Origin of the sequence: Vibrio sp. Evd11, assembly GCF_900382755.1 — a bacterium.
GTDB classification, from domain to species: domain Bacteria; phylum Pseudomonadota; class Gammaproteobacteria; order Enterobacterales; family Vibrionaceae; genus Vibrio; species Vibrio lentus.
In genome coordinates this window covers 22,257-39,405 of sequence record NZ_OSDX01000011.1, presented here as the reverse complement: position 1 = coordinate 39,405, position 17,149 = coordinate 22,257, and the positions used below count along the sequence as shown (strand labels likewise).

The 17,149-nt window shown below is 45.2% G+C and carries 16 protein-coding genes; 11 read left to right on the top strand and 5 right to left on the bottom strand.

Features of this window, described 5'->3' with window-relative positions; translation table 11 throughout:
* Nucleotide 1: 1 nt before the first annotated feature.
* The 4 genes from trpD (at nt 2) to trpA (ending at nt 4,597) form a co-directional block, all read left to right on the top strand.
* The gene (trpD, locus tag ED652_RS07050; RefSeq protein WP_012604340.1) at nt 2-997 is read left to right on the top strand and encodes an anthranilate phosphoribosyltransferase; all 996 of its coding nucleotides are present in this window, start codon (nt 2-4) and stop codon (nt 995-997) included.
* A gap of 20 nt (nt 998-1,017) precedes the next feature.
* Nucleotides 1,018-2,469 carry a bifunctional indole-3-glycerol-phosphate synthase TrpC/phosphoribosylanthranilate isomerase TrpF gene (trpCF, locus tag ED652_RS07045; protein WP_122054049.1) on the top strand — a complete coding sequence of 484 codons (1,452 nt, stop codon included), beginning with the start codon at nt 1,018-1,020 and terminating at the stop codon, nt 2,467-2,469.
* A gap of 131 nt (nt 2,470-2,600) precedes the next feature.
* Complete coding sequence (trpB, locus tag ED652_RS07040) at nt 2,601-3,791, top strand: tryptophan synthase subunit beta (protein ID WP_009848758.1); 1,191 nt, start codon at nt 2,601-2,603, stop codon at nt 3,789-3,791.
* Nucleotides 3,791-4,597: a tryptophan synthase subunit alpha gene (trpA, locus tag ED652_RS07035; RefSeq protein ID WP_017080965.1), complete on the top strand. Its 807-nt coding sequence runs from the start codon at nt 3,791-3,793 to the stop codon at nt 4,595-4,597. Before trpB ends, trpA begins: the two co-directional genes overlap by 1 nt.
* Nucleotides 4,598-4,686: 89 nt before the next feature.
* Here trpA and ED652_RS07030 read toward each other — a convergent pair whose 3' ends face one another.
* Both ED652_RS07030 and ED652_RS07025 read right to left on the bottom strand, forming a co-directional pair.
* A complete protein-coding gene (locus ED652_RS07030; protein WP_017104072.1) occupies nt 4,687-5,484 on the bottom strand; it encodes a slipin family protein in 798 nt (265 codons plus the stop codon).
* Nucleotides 5,485-5,566: 82 nt separating this feature from the next.
* Nucleotides 5,567-6,973: a nodulation protein NfeD gene (locus tag ED652_RS07025; protein WP_122054048.1), complete on the bottom strand. Its 1,407-nt coding sequence runs from the start codon at nt 6,971-6,973 to the stop codon at nt 5,567-5,569.
* A 410-nt stretch (nt 6,974-7,383) separates the two neighbouring features.
* Here ED652_RS07025 and ED652_RS07020 point away from each other — a divergent pair, with 410 nt between their 5' ends.
* Nucleotides 7,384-8,703, top strand: coding sequence for a dicarboxylate/amino acid:cation symporter (locus ED652_RS07020; RefSeq protein ID WP_367889460.1), 1,320 nt, complete (start codon nt 7,384-7,386; stop codon nt 8,701-8,703).
* A gap of 144 nt (nt 8,704-8,847) precedes the next feature.
* Here ED652_RS07020 and ED652_RS07015 read toward each other — a convergent pair whose 3' ends face one another.
* A complete protein-coding gene (locus ED652_RS07015) occupies nt 8,848-9,621 on the bottom strand; it encodes an ABC transporter substrate-binding protein (RefSeq protein ID WP_102486587.1) in 774 nt (257 codons plus the stop codon).
* Nucleotides 9,622-9,631: 10 nt separating this feature from the next.
* Nucleotides 9,632-10,774: a histidinol-phosphate transaminase gene (gene hisC, locus ED652_RS07010; protein WP_122054044.1), complete on the bottom strand. Its 1,143-nt coding sequence runs from the start codon at nt 10,772-10,774 to the stop codon at nt 9,632-9,634.
* 180 nt (nt 10,775-10,954) lie between these two features.
* Between hisC and ED652_RS07005 the strand changes: the two genes are divergently transcribed.
* From ED652_RS07005 to ED652_RS06980, 6 genes are all read left to right on the top strand, one after another.
* Nucleotides 10,955-11,842, top strand: coding sequence for a LysR substrate-binding domain-containing protein (locus tag ED652_RS07005; RefSeq protein WP_017110997.1), 888 nt, complete (start codon nt 10,955-10,957; stop codon nt 11,840-11,842).
* 289 nt (nt 11,843-12,131) lie between these two features.
* Entirely contained in the window at nt 12,132-12,380 is a 249-nt protein-coding gene (locus ED652_RS07000) for a hypothetical protein (protein WP_017105193.1), read from the top strand.
* Nucleotides 12,381-12,490: 110 nt separating this feature from the next.
* Nucleotides 12,491-13,057 (top strand): septation protein A, encoded by a 567-nt coding sequence (locus tag ED652_RS06995; RefSeq protein ID WP_122054043.1) that lies wholly within the window; start codon nt 12,491-12,493, stop codon nt 13,055-13,057.
* A gap of 195 nt (nt 13,058-13,252) precedes the next feature.
* The gene (gene yciA / locus ED652_RS06990) at nt 13,253-13,651 is read left to right on the top strand and encodes an acyl-CoA thioester hydrolase YciA (protein WP_017061510.1); all 399 of its coding nucleotides are present in this window, start codon (nt 13,253-13,255) and stop codon (nt 13,649-13,651) included.
* A 193-nt stretch (nt 13,652-13,844) separates the two neighbouring features.
* Nucleotides 13,845-14,141 (top strand): YciI family protein, encoded by a 297-nt coding sequence (locus ED652_RS06985; protein ID WP_004741234.1) that lies wholly within the window; start codon nt 13,845-13,847, stop codon nt 14,139-14,141.
* Nucleotide 14,142: 1 nt separating this feature from the next.
* On the top strand, nt 14,143-14,538 hold the full coding sequence (locus tag ED652_RS06980) for a GspS/AspS pilotin family protein (RefSeq protein ID WP_017105190.1): 396 nt from the start codon (nt 14,143-14,145) through the stop codon (nt 14,536-14,538).
* Between the two features lie 106 nt (nt 14,539-14,644).
* Here ED652_RS06980 and metE read toward each other — a convergent pair whose 3' ends face one another.
* On the bottom strand, nt 14,645-16,993 hold the full coding sequence (metE, locus tag ED652_RS06975; protein ID WP_122054041.1) for a 5-methyltetrahydropteroyltriglutamate--homocysteine S-methyltransferase: 2,349 nt from the start codon (nt 16,991-16,993) through the stop codon (nt 14,645-14,647).
* Nucleotides 16,994-17,149: the final 156 nt, after the last annotated feature.

Below are 17,149 nucleotides of genomic sequence, written 5' to 3'. Positions count from 1 at the left end.
CATGGAACAGATTAATAAGCTTTACGAACAGCAGTCTCTTACTCAAGAAGAAAGCCAACAGTTATTTGATGTGATCATCAAGGGCGAACTAGACCCAATCTTGATGGCTTCTGCTCTGACTGCATTGAAAATCAAAGGCGAAACGCCTGATGAGATCGCTGGCGCGGCGAAAGCACTGCTTGCGAATGCAAACCCGTTCCCACGTCCTGATTACGATTTTGCAGACATCGTAGGTACAGGTGGCGACGGTCATAACACCATTAATATTTCGACGACTTCAGCATTCGTTGCTGCAGCATGTGGTTTAAAAGTCGCGAAACATGGTAACCGCAGTGTATCGAGCAAATCAGGCTCTTCTGACTTACTGGACTCGTTCGGCATCAACCTGGCGATGACCGCGGAAGATACACGTACGGCTGTCGATGAGCTTGGCGTAGCATTCCTATTTGCTCCGCAATACCACGGTGGTGTGCGTCACGCGATGCCTGTTCGTCAAACTATGAAAACACGTACTATCTTCAACATCCTTGGCCCACTGATTAACCCTGCTCGCCCTAACATCGAGCTAATGGGTGTTTACAGCAAAGAGCTAGTACGCCCTATCGCGGAAACCATGCTGCAAATGGGCATGAAGCGTGCTGCCGTTGTGCACGGTAGCGGCCTTGATGAAGTGGCTATTCATGGCGAAACCATCGTTGCTGAAATCAAAGACGGCGCAATTCACGAATACACAGTGACACCGGCAGACTTTGGTTTGAACACTCACCCTCTTGAAGCAATCAAGGGCGGCGAGCCAGAAGAAAACAAAGCCATCACAACAGATATCCTAACGGGTAAAGGCACTGAAGCCCAAGTTGGCGCAGTAGCCGTGAACGTTGCTCTATTGATGCGTCTATTTGGTCACGAAGATCTAAAAGCCAACGCACAGCAAGCGATTGACGCAATGAACTCTGGCAAAGCGTACGAGCTTGTACAAAAGCTTGCTGCACACGCCTAACGAACGACGAGACAAAGAACATGACACAGACTACCGATAAATTGTCGACCCACGTTTCAGTCAAAGAAGCTGAAATGGCGGAAGTACTAGCAAAAATCGTTCGTGATAAATACCAATGGGTTGAAGCGCGTAAGCAGACTCAACCACTGGACGAGTTTAAAGCATCGTTAACCGCAACAGACCGCAGCTTTTATGATGCACTGAGCGGCGAACAAACGGTTTTCATCACTGAATGTAAGAAGGCCTCTCCGTCAAAAGGTTTAATCCGTGACGAGTTTGATTTGGACTACATTGCATCGGTTTACAACAACCACGCAAACGCGATTTCAGTGCTGACAGACGAGAAATACTTCCAAGGTGACTTTGAGTTTTTACCTAAGGTTCGCAGCATTGCTAAGCAGCCTATCCTGTGTAAAGACTTCATGGTTGATACCTACCAAGTTTACTTAGCTCGTCACTACTCTGCAGATGCTATCTTGTTGATGCTATCGGTATTAGATGATGAAGAGTACCAAGCACTTGCTGAGGTTGCTCACTCGCTCAACATGGGTGTACTAACCGAAGTCAGTAACGAAGAAGAGCTTCACCGCGCAGTCGCTTTAAAAGCAAAAGTGATCGGTATTAATAACCGTAACCTGCGTGACCTTTCGACGGATTTGAACCGTACTAAAGAGTTGGCTCCGCTGGTTCGCGAACTGGCTCCAAACGCAGTCGTGATTTCAGAGTCTGGCATCTACACACATCAACAAGTGCGTGACCTTTCAACATTTGCAGACGGCTTCCTAATCGGCAGCTCTCTTATGGCTGAAAAGAACCTAGAACTTGCGGTGCGCAAAGTGACGCTCGGTGAAAACAAGGTGTGTGGTTTAACTCACTCTGACGATGCCGCGAAGGCTTATCAAGCTGGTGCGGTATTCGGTGGTTTGATTTTCGTTGAAGCGTCTAAGCGTCATGTGGATATCGAAGCGGCTCGTTTAACTATGAGTGGCGCACCGCTGAACTACGTGGGTGTGTTCCAAAGCCACAGCGTAGCAGACGTTACGAAAACGGTATCTGAGCTAGGCCTATTCGCTGTGCAACTGCACGGTGATGAGTCTCAAGCATTTGTCGATGAGTTAAAACAATCACTGCCTGAAAGCGTTGAAATTTGGAAAGCTTACGGTGTGGCTTCTGGTGGTGAAAACGGTGCTAAAAGCGCGCTACCAGAATTACTGAAAAGCAACGTGACTCGTCACCTACTAGATACTAAAGTGGGTTCTCAAACGGGTGGTACTGGCCAAGCGTTCGATTGGAGCCTAATCAACAACCAAAGCGCAATTATGTTAGCGGGTGGCCTAAACCCAGAAAATGCTAACCAAGCGGCTAAGTTGGGCTGCTTAGGATTAGACCTAAACTCTGGCGTTGAATCAGCTCCGGGTAAAAAAGACGCAGACAAACTGCAACGCGCTTTTGCAGCGATTCGTAATTACTAGTCCAAGCTCGGCTCTAGGAATTAGAAAGCAGAAACTAAAAACATATTTGTGGGCTTTGCCTTTTGCGAAGCTCAAACAAGATTAAATGACTTGGTGTGAAGACACTCCAATAGAATTGAAGGAATAACACAATGGCTAAACTCGATGCCTACTTCGGTGAATACGGTGGTCAATACGTACCGCAGATCCTAGTCCCAGCACTAGACCAATTAGAACAAGCATTTATTGATGCACAAGCCGATCCTGAGTTCCGCAGTGAATTCATGACGCTTCTACAAGAGTACGCAGGTCGTCCAACGGCACTAACGCTAACGCGTAACCTGACTAAAGGTACAAAAACCAAACTGTACCTAAAGCGTGAAGATCTACTTCACGGCGGCGCTCACAAGACAAACCAAGTTCTTGGCCAAGCATTGCTAGCAAAACGTATGGGTAAGCAGGAAATCATCGCTGAAACTGGCGCAGGCCAACACGGCGTTGCAACGGCTCTAGCATGTGCTCTACTAGGCCTTAAGTGTCGCGTTTACATGGGTGCAAAAGACGTTGAACGTCAAAGCCCGAACGTGTTCCGTATGAAGCTAATGGGCGCAGAGGTTATCCCTGTTCATTCTGGCTCTTCAACGCTAAAAGACGCATGTAATGAAGCACTACGTGACTGGTCTGCAACTTATGAAGACGCGCACTACCTTCTGGGTACTGCGGCTGGCCCTCACCCATTCCCAACGATTGTTCGTGATTTCCAACGCATGATCGGTGAAGAAACGAAAAACCAAATTCTAGCTCGTGAAGGTCGCCTTCCTGATGCCGTTATCGCTTGTGTTGGCGGTGGTTCAAACGCTATCGGCATGTTCGCTGATTTCATTGAAGAAGAGTCTGTTCGCCTAATCGGTGTAGAGCCTGCTGGTAAAGGTATTGATACTGACCAACACGGCGCGCCGCTTAAACACGGTAAAACCGGTATTTTCTTCGGTATGAAAGCCCCACTGATGCAAGATGAGAACGGCCAAGTAGAAGAGTCTTACTCTGTTTCTGCGGGTCTAGATTTCCCATCAGTTGGTCCTCAACACGCGCACCTAAATGCGATTGGCCGTGCTGAATACGACAACGTGACCGATGATGAAGCGCTAGAAGCGTTCCAATTGATTGCACGTAAAGAAGGTATTATCGCAGCACTAGAGTCATCTCATGCTTTGGCTCATGCAGTTAAAATGGCTCACGACGACCCTGAGAAAGAACAGCTATTAGTCGTTAACTTATCTGGTCGCGGTGACAAAGACATTTTCTCTGTACACGACATTCTTAAAGAGAAAGGAGCATTATAATGGATCGCTATCAATCACTCTTCACTCGCTTAGCTGAAAAGAATCAGGGCGCATTTGTACCATTCGTAACGGTTGGCGATCCTAACCCTGAACAGTCTCTTAAGATCATGGAAACCTTGGTTGAAGCGGGTGCAGATGCACTTGAGCTTGGTATCCCATTCTCAGATCCGCTTGCAGATGGCCCAACAATCCAAGGTGCAAACATTCGTGCTTTAGATTCTAAAGTAACGCCAGATGTGTGTTTTGATCTTATTGGTCAAATTCGCGCTAAATACCCAGAGCTGCCAATCGGCCTACTGATGTACGCGAACTTGGTTTACGCACGTGGTATCGAGAACTTCTACGAACGCTGCGCAAAAGCAGGTATCGATTCAGTATTGATTGCTGATGTACCAACCAATGAAAGCGGCGAGTTTGTTGCTGCAGCGAAGAAGTTTGGAGTTCACCCAATCTTTATTGCTCCGCCAACAGCAAGCGATGAAACACTTCAATCAGTTTCTGAGCTAGGTGGCGGTTACACATACCTGCTTTCTCGCTCAGGCGTAACGGGTGCAGAAACAAAAGCAAACATGCCTGTGACTGCCCTACTTGATCGTTTGAACAAGTTTGATGCGCCACCAGCACTGCTTGGTTTCGGTATCTCTGCTCCTGAACAAGTGAAAGAAGCGATTGTAGCTGGCGCTGCAGGTGCTATCTCTGGCTCAGCGGTTGTGAAAATCATTGAAAACAACGTTGAACAACCAGAAGCAATGCTTAAAGCTCTTGCTGAGTTTGTTACGCCAATGAAAGCGGCTACGCAGAAATAATCGACGGTCACTAAATAGAACCTATGATTCAAAATATTAAAAGGCTCCACAACTGTGGAGCCTTTTTTATAACTCGTCATTCACGCTAACTACTCCTCAGCTTTCATCGCTTTCTTAATCGCTGCCTCATTGAGCGTCGCTTTGATCGGATCGGTTATCTTCTCCACTAGATCGATGGGCATTGGGAAGATGATGGTGGAGGTTCTTTCGTTAGCCACCTCGGTTAACGTTTGCATATATCGCAATTGAATAGCGTTGGGCGCTTGATTCAGCACTTCGGCCGCTTCACGTAATTTAGTCGATGCTTCTAACTCACCCGTCGCATGTATCACCTTGGCTCGACGAGAACGTTCCGCCTCTGCTTGTTTAGCAAGAGCACGCACCATACTGTCATCCAGATCAACATGCTTGATCTCGACATTGGCAATCTTGATCCCCCAGTTATCGGTGTGTTGATCCAGTATCGCTTGTAAGTCTCTATTAAGCTCTTCTCGCTCAGACAACAGCTCGTCCAACTCATGTTGCCCAAGCACCGAACGCAGCGTTGTTTGTGAAAGTTGGCTGGTCGCTTCAAGGTAATTCTCAACGTTGTTGATCGCCATCTTCGGATCCAGCACTCGGAAGTACACCACGGCATTCACCTTAACCGACACGTTATCGCGTGTGATCAAATCTTGTGTTGGAACATCCAACACGATAGTTCGTAGATCCACTCGCACAATTTGTTGGATAAAAGGAATGATGATAATCAAGCCCGGCCCTTTCACACCGTAAAAGCGCCCGAGGAAAAACACCACTGCACGCTCGTACTCGCGCAGCACTCTGAACATGCTGGCTATTAACAAGATAACGAGCACAATGACAATACCTATAGTGTGTATAAACATAACCGCCCCCTAATGGTAACGATGGCTAAGCAATTAATAATTCAATAACGTTTGTACTAGCATTCCACGCTAACAGTCCGCGCTAGCTAGGTTTCGATGATGTCTCATCGGGCAGCGCCTCCACATCCAACAACAACCCAGTCAGTTTGGTCACTCTAATAAGCTGTCCCGCTTGTAATTCACTCGCGCATTTGGCTTGCCAGATCTCACCTTCAACCAATACTCGACCCGCACCGGGGAAGCCGCTTACCACTTTGCCAGTGTCGCCGACAACCGCTTCCATCCCCGTAGTCACCGGCTTGTTTCTCACTCGGACTAACATAGAGATAGTTACAACGATAAAAGCGACAGAGAATAGGCTAATACCGATAATTAACGGCAATGCGATTTGATAACCCGGCACTTCGGTATCCATCAGCATGATCGAGCCCAATGTAAATGCGGCAACGCCACCCAAACCGAAGATACCAAAGCTCGGGCTAAAGGCCTCTGCGACCATTAAGGCAATTCCAAGCAGAATCAACGCAAGGCCTGCATAACTCACCGGCAGCATTTGTAAGGAGTACATCGCCAATAACAGACAGATACCGCCCAATACACCCGGTAAGCCGACGCCAGGGTTATAGAACTCAAGGAGCAAACCATAGATACCGATGAGCATCAGAATGTAAGCGACATTTGGATTTGTGATCACCGAAAGCAGACTAAAGCGCCAGTCTTGTTCTCGCTCGACAAAAGCAACATCACTAAGTTGGACTTCCTGACTGACACCGTTGATGGTGATGACGCGTCCGTTGCTCAGTTCAACCAATTGCTGAAGATCGCTGGCAATAAAATCAATCACGTTAAGAGTCAGTGCATTCTCAGAATCCAAGCTGGCTGCCTCTCTTACCGCTTTTTCTGCCCATTCTTCGTTACGTTTGTGCAGCTTAGCCAAACTGACGATGTAGGCAGCAGCATCATTGATGACTTTCTTCTCCATCGCAGTGGTGGCTTTTACTTGGTCTGAGTTCTCTTGTTTCGTTGCGTCTTGCTCACTGGCAGAAGTGCTGTCGTCTTTATTGGTATCGTCTTGAGGCGACAAAGGATTAGTCGGCGCTTTGCCACCGCCAAGAGACACAGGGGTTGCTGCACCTAGATTAGTTCCGGGCGCCATAGAGGCGATATGGCTGGCAAGTAAAATATAGGTTCCGGCGCTCGCTGCTCGTGAACCCGCAGGCCCAACCCAAGTAGCGACGGGGATCGGTGAGGTGGTGATGGATCGAATAATGTCACGCATCGACGAATCTAACCCGCCAGGCGTGTTCATTTTCAAAATGATGAGTTTTGCTTGCTCATCGTGAGCTTGTTCTATTTCTCTCGTGAGGTAATCACTGGTCGCCGGACCTATCCCCCCGTTCACCTCAATCACCCAGACATCATCGGCCTGAGCGAACGCAGAGCTGAACAACAGAAGAAACGCAAACAAGTACTTTAATATAAAAGTCATAGCCCCTCTCCTTACAACTGAGATGCTAGATAGACGTTTTATTTAAAGCGCAGAGGTAACATCTTGGTAATAAATAGATACCTTAAGCATAGTTCAGGCTAAATTTCACACAACACGTACCTGTGGATTCACCCCAACATAAACGTTCAAAAAACACTCGCAAATGAAATCAAAATGTTAATGGAACGTTTTCAACACCAACGCTTGAAAATCATTCACAAAATCCCCAGTCAAAAAGCTTTTATAAATTCAACAAATAACATCGCTATAAAAAACCAAGGCAAACGATTGCATTGTTGTGCAAAATCAAAAAATGACATTAGACCACTTGTTTTTCAGAGACTTTCACCTCTGCTCATATTGATAAATGTAAAGGATACGTGTAAAACTCGTCGCGAAATATTAATCCAATGGTACATCGTACATTGGTGAGTAGTTCTGGGATTTTTATATTTAGTAGCACAGAGGTTATGGAAGTGTTAAAAGAAAAGAGTTTACTAAGCAACATCGGCATTCAAGTCGTTATTGCAATGATCATCGGTACTGTAGTCGGTGCGATGATGGGTGACAGCGCAACTATGTTCGCTCCACTGGGTGCTATCTTCATCAATTTGATCAAGATGCTGGTTATTCCTCTAGTAGCGGTTGCCCTAATTTCAGGTGCTGCAGGTCTAGGTAATAGCTCATCGGCTGGTAAAGTCGGTGTAACAACACTGGGTTACTTTGCACTAACGTCTGCACTTGCTGTAGCACTAGCGCTTGTCATGGGTGAAGTGTTCGAACCCGGTCGTGGTATCGATGTTTCTGGCGTTGAAAGTATGTTCTCTTCAGAATACGCAGCGAAAGGCGAACTTCCAACGTTCTGGGCAACCATCACAGGCATGATCCCTACCAACGTTTTCCAATCACTGAATGAAGCAAACATTCTGCAAATTCTCGTTTTCTGCTTATTCTTTGGTATTGCGATTTCTAAACAAGCAAAAGAGAAACGTGACCCTATCATCAACGGTGTAAATGCTATCGTTGACGCTATGGTATGGATGATCAACAAAGTTATGATCATTGCACCACTTGGCGTATTCGGCCTAATGGCTGAAGCAGTAGGTACGTTTGGTTTTGGCGCGCTTATGGTCGTGTTCAAGCTGTTCATTGTTTACATCGCTGCGATTCTTATCTTCGGCTTTGTTGCTTACCCACTGATGATTCAAATCTTCACTAAGACTTCAGCTAAGAAGTTCCTAGTGGCAATGAAGAAGCCTCAAGCGGTTGCACTATCAACAGCCTCTTCAATGGCGACACTGCCAGTAACTATGGAAACGGTAGAGAAAGAACTTGGCGTTCGCAACTCTACGGCTTCATTCGTTCTGCCTCTTGGTGCGACGATCAACATGTCTGGCAACGCAATTTACTACGGCCTAGTTGCTATCTTCTTTGCACAGCTGTTCAACATCGACCTGTCTATGGGTGCTTACGTTGCTATCATCGTAACGTCTACGCTAGGCGCAGTTGGTCAAGCTGGTGTTCCAGGTCCTTCTTTCCTAGTGGTTGCGGTTCTTCTAGCAGCTGGTATCCCTATCGAAGGTCTACCTCTGTTGTTCGCTCTAGACCGTATCTTCGACATGATTCGTACTGCTCTTAACATCACTGGTGATGCAGCATGTGCAGTAATCGTTGATTCTCTAATCAAAGACGAAGAACAAGAAGCTGAGCTACAAAAACAACAAGCGTAAAGACGAAACGCTAAGTTGATTATTGATTGTTGATTGTTGATTGTTGATTGTTGATTGTTGCGCTGACATAAACGAAAAAATCCGAGAGCTTCACAGCCCTCGGATTTTTGGTTTCGGTGTTCTAATTTTTAGGCGTTAGACGAATTACAAATCAGCGCCATAGATATCAAACGTGAAGTACTTAGCGGCAATTTTGTCATAGGTACCGTTGGCTCTGATCTCTTCGATGGCGTTGTTGAATTGTTTCGCCAGTTTTGAATCTTGCTTCCTTAACGCTAGTGCCGTGCCTTCGCCAATGTAGGCTTTGTCGGTTACTGCTTTGCCTTTGAATTCAAAACCCTCGCCTTCTTTCTTGTCTAAGAAAGCCAATGACAGTTGATCTGAGTTACCGAAGGTTAGATCTAGACGACCGTTTTGCAGATCCAGATACACTTCATCTTGGCCGGTATAACGCTTAATGTTTGCCACATCGCCAAACTTGTCTGTTACGTAGCGATCGTGAATCGTACCTTGCTGAACACCGATAGTTTTGCCCGCTAAGCCAGCCTCATCTACGCTGAACTCCGCGCTTTTAGCAGCAACAAATACGGCTGGTGTTTGGTAGTACTTATCGGTGAACAAAATCTTGCGCTTACGCTCTTCGGTAATACGCATCGACGCCATGATCACGTCTGACTTTCTTGCCAATAAGCTTGGAATTAACGAATCCCAACTTTGTGAAACCCAAGTGCAATCGAGTTTGGCTTGCTCACACAGTGCATCAGCTATCTCAATATCAAACCCGACAGGCACACCATCACTGTTTTTGTAGTTGAATGGCGGATACGTAAAGTCTGACGCTAAACGGATTTCTTTCGCCTGTACTGTTGTACCAAGTAAAGCAGCCGCACAAGCGAGTCCTAGTATTATCTTTTTCATCATTGCCATCCTAGATATGATCTTTATCGAGTTGAGATTGAGTTTCTTTATGTTGAGATTGTTGAATTTGTTTGTCTTGCTGATTCTTTCTTATTTCGGTTTGGTAGCGTGAAAGTGACGCTATCACTTCCGTCATACTCTCTTGGCTACCAATACTGATTCGAAAGCAGTTACGTAAAGCCGGTTCGTGGTTTTGGTTCCTTGTTACAATGCCATCCTTCGTCAATACGCTAAACAGTTCATGCCCCGATTTTTGACGTAACAAAATGAAGTTGGTCGATGACGGATAAACGTGTTCAATAAAGTCGAACTGCATTAACTCCGCAGCAAACTGATTACGAATCTCTACCAATGTAGCGGTCGCCTGTTTCATCACCGCAACACGCTCATTAGATAACGCCTCTAAAACTATCTGAGACGAACAATCTGGCATTGGGTAAGGGGGAATCAGCTTAGATACGTATTGCATCACGTTAGGGCTCGCCAAAATAAAGCCACAACGTACGGCTGCGAGTCCAAACGCTTTAGATAAAGTACGAATAACGACGAGATGTGGATAACGCTCAATAAGGCTCACGGCCGATGTCTGAGGTTCAAATTCAATATACGCTTCATCGACCACGACTAGCGATTTGCCCACGGTTCCTTCCAGTACCTCAATAAGGTCAGCTTTTGGAATTACGTTGCCCGTTGGGTTGTTTGGTGAACAAAGAAAGACAAGATTAACCAGTTCAGACTTCTGCACAATATCAGCAACATTAAGATTAAAGTCTTCTTGTAATGGTGAGTCTAAAGTTTCGATAGCGAGTGCATCGGCGCAAAACTCGTACATTGCGTAAGTCGGAGAACAAATGAGAATATTGTCTTGTGCCGGTTTGCAAAAGGTTCTGATCAGTAAATCAATCGCTTCATCTGCACCACGAACGGCAACAGTCGCGGCATCAGTGCCACAGTAATCTTGGTAAGCCTTGGCTATGTCTTGCGGTAAGAAATCAGGATAACGATTGTAACCTTGCTCATCTTCGAACAAAGCATTTTCCAGTTCATTGGCATTTAGCCAGACACGTCCATCGCCGCCAATTCTTCTTGCTGATTGATAAGGTATTAATTTTTTTACAGCTTGAGGCGCTAAGTTATCAATAAAAGATGTCAAGAAGCTATCCCTTTCATGTAATTACGATTCCTTCACCACTGCCTTTATATTCAAAATATGTCACTTATGCACATATTGAATCACAAATGATGATTAAGTATTTACATTCAAACAGAACACTATTGATAAATGAATCGAAATAATCACATAATAGCCATGATAAAAAGTCATAGGTAAATTATGAATAAAACTCTCCCTTCAACAAAAACACTGCTCGCGTTCTTGTCTACAGCTAAGCACCTCAACTTTACACGTGCTGCACATGAGCTCAATGTCACGCAAGGTGCGGTAAGCCGTCAGGTGCTGTCGTTTGAAGAAAGTCTTGGGTGTGATCTTTTCTACCGACATGCTCGCGGGTTGTCATTAACACCTAAGGGAGAAGAACTGGTTCCGCTGATTCAAGATACCATCCAACAACTGCAATCGGCGTTAAATCAAGTTGCCAGCTCTCCATCGAAGATCAAACTCAACGCACCAAGTTGTATCACCTCTTGGCTATTGCCTAAGCTGATGTCATTTCAACAAGCCTTTCCTGAAATTGATGTAGAGTTGACCTCAACCATTAAGCACGTTTTCGAACCAAGCTTTGATCCTTTTGATGCCGTCATTACCTATGGCAAGAAGCCAAGCCAACAATCGATTGTTAGTCAACTCTTGTTCAACGAGCAACTGGCGCCCGTCTGCCAAGCACAAAGTATCAAACCCAGTCACCTTGCTAGTGGTACCTCCTCTCTAATCAAGCCACATAAACTTGCTCAATACACATGGCTACACGCCAATAACGAACAGAGTGACTGGCGACTTTGGTTAGAACATATTGGAAGTCATGACCTTTCAAGCAAGAAAAACCAGCAATTCGCAACACTCGATCAAGCGATGAACGCCGCAATACAAGGTTTTGGGATTGCGATTGGCGACATCACTCTCGCCAAGCAAGACATCGATTTAGGGAGATTGGTTAAGGTTAGTGAAGGAAGTATCTTTTCTGGCAACGGTTATTTTTTACTGCAACCTAAAAACCGTCAAAACCCTTCCCTATCAACTCTGGTTGACTGGCTTGTTGATTAACGGCCTATCAAAGTTGCCAATTCAAGACCATCAAAGCTTGAGTTGCTCGTCATAATGAGAATTTTACGATTCTCAAAATAAAACTATTTCTCGGTAGCTACGTATTGGTGTTTAGAGATTAGAACGGACGTTTATTTAACTAGTTGAAAAGAAAATTAATTCAACTTTTTACGTCAGAAATTCTATCCCAATGGATAAAATGGCATTCGAATTGCTTTGTCATAGATAACCCAACCAATATACAGCAGGTTGCATCAATAACATTGCAGCTTGTCACGGAGGATAGGCTATGACCTTACAAAGACATACATATTACGGCTTAATTCACCACGGAATTAAAACCTTATTAATGGATAGAATTGGCCACTTCACAGAACGCGAATATCACGAGTATCTTGATCTGACGACCGGAAAATCAACGTGTTTTGCGATGAGTGAGCAAGAGCTTGAAAACACTTTAGACACGTTGAAGAGTGAGGGCTACCTTGAAGATATCAAAAAACTGATCCCACGCTACCAAACATCGTCGATGCGGTGACAAGGAGTTCAAACAAAATAGTTTTGCAGCCAATTGTCTTGGGCTATTTAGCATCGAGGCAATTTTGGTTAGACTGTCTGCAACTCAACTAACTGGATACTCAGTGCCACATGAAGCAAATTCTTGATTTCATTCCTCTCATTATTTTCTTTGCGCTTTACAAGATGTACGACATCTACACGGCTACCGGTGCATTGATTGTTGCTTCCGCAGTACAAATCGTTTTGACGTACATCATCTACAAGAAAGTAGAGAAAATGCAGATCATCACATTTCTGATGGTTGCCGTATTTGGTGGCATGACCATTTTCTTGCATGACGACAATTTCATTAAGTGGAAAGTGACTATAGTTTATGCGCTATTTGCTATCGGCCTGACAGTCAGTCATCTAATGGGCAAATCAGCGATTAAAGGTATGTTGGGTAAAGAGATCTCTCTTCCTGAAGCGGTATGGGGCAAGATCAACTGGGCTTGGACTCTGTTCTTCACATTGTGTGCAATCCTCAATGTTTACGTTGCTTTCAACCTGCCTTTGGATGCGTGGGTCAACTTCAAAGTGTTTGGCTTACTGATCGCTACTTTTGCATTTACCTTGCTAACGGGTGTTTATATCTACAAGCATCTACCAAAAGATCAGCAGAAAGAGTTAACGGATAAAAATACCGACGAGAAATAACCCTTAGGGATGAGTCCGCATCCCCTTTTTGATACAATTATTATCAATATGCGATTTAACAGTGGCCAATGATACTCGTGATCATTGGCCACTGATTGTTTGTGTTCGGTGAATACGTAAAAAATACGACCACCGCGAGTCCCGCAAACACATCTATTTAAATTAAAAACAATCAATACCATTAAGAGTACAACAATGACTATTCAATCAACTTTGAACCCGATTGGTTCTTTACTTCTTCGCACCTTGGCGATGCCCTCTGATACCAATGCAGCAGGTCAAATATTCGGTGGTTGGATAATGTCTCAACTGGATCTGGCTGGCGGCATACTGGCGAAAGAGATCTCAAACGGGAAAATAGTCACAGTGTCAGTATCAAGCATCGAATTCAAACAGCCAGTATCGGTTGGCGATGTAGTGTGTGTTTATGGCGACTGCACCAAGATTGGCCGAAGCTCGATGAATATCGACCTAGAGGTATGGGTTAAGCCGGTACTTGATCACGGCATCGGAGATCGTTACAAGGTATGTGGCGCGACATTCAACTACGTTGCTGTAGACGAAAGCGGTAAGCCTCGCCCAATCAACAAATAGTCCTTCGACGACCTTATCTCTCTCAAAGGTCTTTAGTCATTTCGATTAAAAATGCTAAAGACCTTCTCACTCTGCCGCGCCATTTCACAATTTCTTATCATTAGCTCTTCCAATACCCATTAGTTCGCGTAAATTAGCCAGATAAATAATTTAATCGCTCTAATTCAGTGAAGTAACATAAGGATATCTCAACATGTGGTACGTGATTTTTTCTCAAGACGTCGAAAACTCATTAGAAAAACGCCTAAGTGTTCGCCCACAACATCTAGAACGCCTACAAACACTTCACGATGAAGGTCGACTTCTAACAGCAGGTCCAATGCCAGCTATCGATTCAGATAACCCTGGTGAAGCGGGTTTCACAGGTTCTACTGTGATCGCTGAGTTCAACTCTTTAGAAGACGCACAAGCATGGGCTGACGCAGACCCGTACATTGATGCTGGCGTCTACCAAAACGTCATTGTAAAACCATTCAAGAAAGTATTTTAACGTGAAAAAATGGATTATTGGCTCACTGGCAGCGGTTCTGCTTGCAGGCTGTGCTTCAAGCGAGCAAGACAAACAAAGACAGCTTGAAATGATGGCGCAGCACCGTGCTGGCGTTTTATCTGCAGGACTGCCGATTGAGTATGGCCCACTGTCAGTCATGCGTGTGCTTGCGAAAAACACCGTGATTGAGATCATGATGATCTACAACCAAGATGCAAAAGGTGCTAAGCCTTTAAATCAAGTTGTAGATATGAGTGTGAATAGCTACTGCACCAACTCAGAAGTAAGAGCAAACCTAGACATGGGCTTGGCTTACAACATCAAGATTCGTAACACTCGTGGACAATTGATGGTTGAGAAGCTGATCAGCAAAGATACTTGCCAGAGCAGCAGCTAGATTCGATATTCGAACAAGCATTAAACAGAAAGGCCTCGCATTTGCGAGGCCTTTTTTGTAGTTCATCGTGGATTAGCGGGTAATCAAACCCTAGTATTAGTTATGCTCAAGCTTCTGCGGCTTCCCACTCTTTACGCAGTGTCTTAGTCGCCGAAACTAAGTTAGTTAGTGCCGCTTCTGTCTCTGTCCAGTTACGAGTCTTTAATCCACAATCTGGGTTCGCCCACAAACGTTCTGCTGGGATTTTTTCTGCCGCTTTCTTAAGTAAATCCACAATCCACTCTTCTGAAGGAATGTTTGGCGAGTGAATATCGTAAACACCGGGGCCAATCGCATTCGGGTAGTTGAACTCTTCAAACGCTTTCAGCAATTCCATGTTCGAACGAGAAGTCTCAATGGTAATCACATCGGCGTCTAGCGCAGCCACTGAATCAATGATCTCGTTGAACTCGCTGTAACACATGTGTGTGTGGATCTGAGTCTCTGGCTTGGCACTCGCTGCTGAAATCTTAAAAGCATCCACTGCCCACTCTAAGTATTCTGCATGGTCGCTCTTTTTCAGCGGCAAACCTTCGCGAATAGCAGGCTCATCAATTTGGATAATGTTAATGCCTGCGTCTTGTAAATCCGACACCTCATCGCGCAGCGCAAACGCCAATTGATTGGTGATCTCTTTACGTGAGATATCTTCACGCGGAAATGTCCAACACAAGATAGTCACTGGCCCAGTAAGCATGCCTTTCATCTGCTTTGACGTCAGAGATTGAGCATAGGTAGACCATTCCACCGTCATCGGTTTTTCACGCTCAATATCCGCAACCACGATTGCTGGTTTCACGCAGCGAGAGCCATAACTTTGTACCCAGCCAAACTTAGTCGTTTGGAAGCCGGCTAGGTTTTCTGCAAAGTATTCCACCATGTCATTACGCTCAGCTTCACCATGCACAAGCACATCTAAATCAAGGGCTTCCTGACGTTTGACCGCATCTGCAATGTGACCTTTTAGTGCGTTGGTGTATTCCGCTTCACTCAATTGACCAGTGCGGTAAGCACTACGCTGAACTCGGATCTCACCTGTTTGTGGGAATGAACCGATCGTTGTTGTTGGCAACAACGGTAAGCCGAGAACTTCAGACTGATGCGCCGCACGTTCTGCATAAGGCGCACTTCGCTCTGCTAGCGCTTTCGTGATGGTATTAAGGCGCTCTTGTACCTGAGGCTTATTCACATGAGTCGCGCTCTTACGAGCAGTAATTGGTTGGCTGTACGTCTCACACGCTAAAATGGCATTATGATCGCCATCTAAAGCGGCCCCCAATAAACTCACCTCGGTGACTTTCTGTTTCGCGAAAGCAAACCAACTCTTCACTTCTTCGCTGAGCGAGTCTTCTAACTCCAAATCCACCGGGCTGTGCAGCAGTGAACATGAACTTGCCACCCACAGTTTGTCTCCTAGCTTCTGTTTCACTGGCTGTAGTAGCTCCAGCTGCGTGGCCAAATCAGCACGCCACACATTGCGACCGTTAATCGCCCCTGCAGAAAGTACCCAATCTTCCGGTAACTTATTTACCACTTCATCAAGTTGCTGCGGTGCTGCAGCCAAGTCGATGTGTAAGCCGTTGACAGGCAGTTCTACGATTTTATCTAGCGTGTCAGTCACCGAATCAAAGTAAGTGGTAAGCAGCAGTTTTACATCGCCTTGAATCACTTGATAAGCTAGTTTGAATGAATCTACCCACTTGGTATCAAGTTCCAGAGAGAGAATGGGTTCATCGATTTGAACCCACTCAACACCCAACTTGGCGAGTTTTGCCAAAATCGCTTGGTAAGCGGTAAGAAGACGTGGAAGTAGAGATAAGCGGTCAAAGTCCTCTTCTATTTCTTTGCCTAAGTACAAGTAAGAGAGTGGTCCAAGAAGTACAGGCTTAACTTTGTGTCCTGCTTTTATCGCTTCGTTCACTTCATCAAACAGTTGCGGCCAACTTACTTCAAAAGAGTCATCTTTGCTGAACTCAGGAACAATGTAGTGATAATTGGTGTTGAACCACTTGGTCATGTCAGAAGCAGCTGAACTGTCTTTCGTGACATCATTCGACGTATGCGTGCCACCGCAGCAAATAGATTGAACTTGAGATTGACCACGACCAACTCGGAACAAGGTATCTAAATCTGGGAAGGCTTTTTCATCTTCTGATCCACCAGCATGGCGCTTGGGAACGTGGCCTAGAAGTAGCGTCGTTGTCAGAACATGGTCGTACCATGCGAAGTCACCCGCAGTTGCAAAGCTAAGATTCGCGTCGGTTTGTACATTCCAGTTACGCTTTCTTAGCTCGCTGCCGAGCTGCTTAAGCTCTGATTGGTTAATCTCACCGCGCCAGTATTTTTCTAGTGTAAATTTGAGTTCGCGTTTTTCACCGATGCGTGGGTAACCAAGAATATGCGTTGTTGTCGTCATGAATCTGTTCCTTATTCGATAATTTTAATTTCAGGTCAGACTGCCTGTGATGATTTCATTTCTTACAAAGGCGTCTGGATGGCTAAACTATCGCCTTAATCCGATCTATGAACAATGTCCAAATATTCATCTTGTTTATTAATAATATTCATCTTG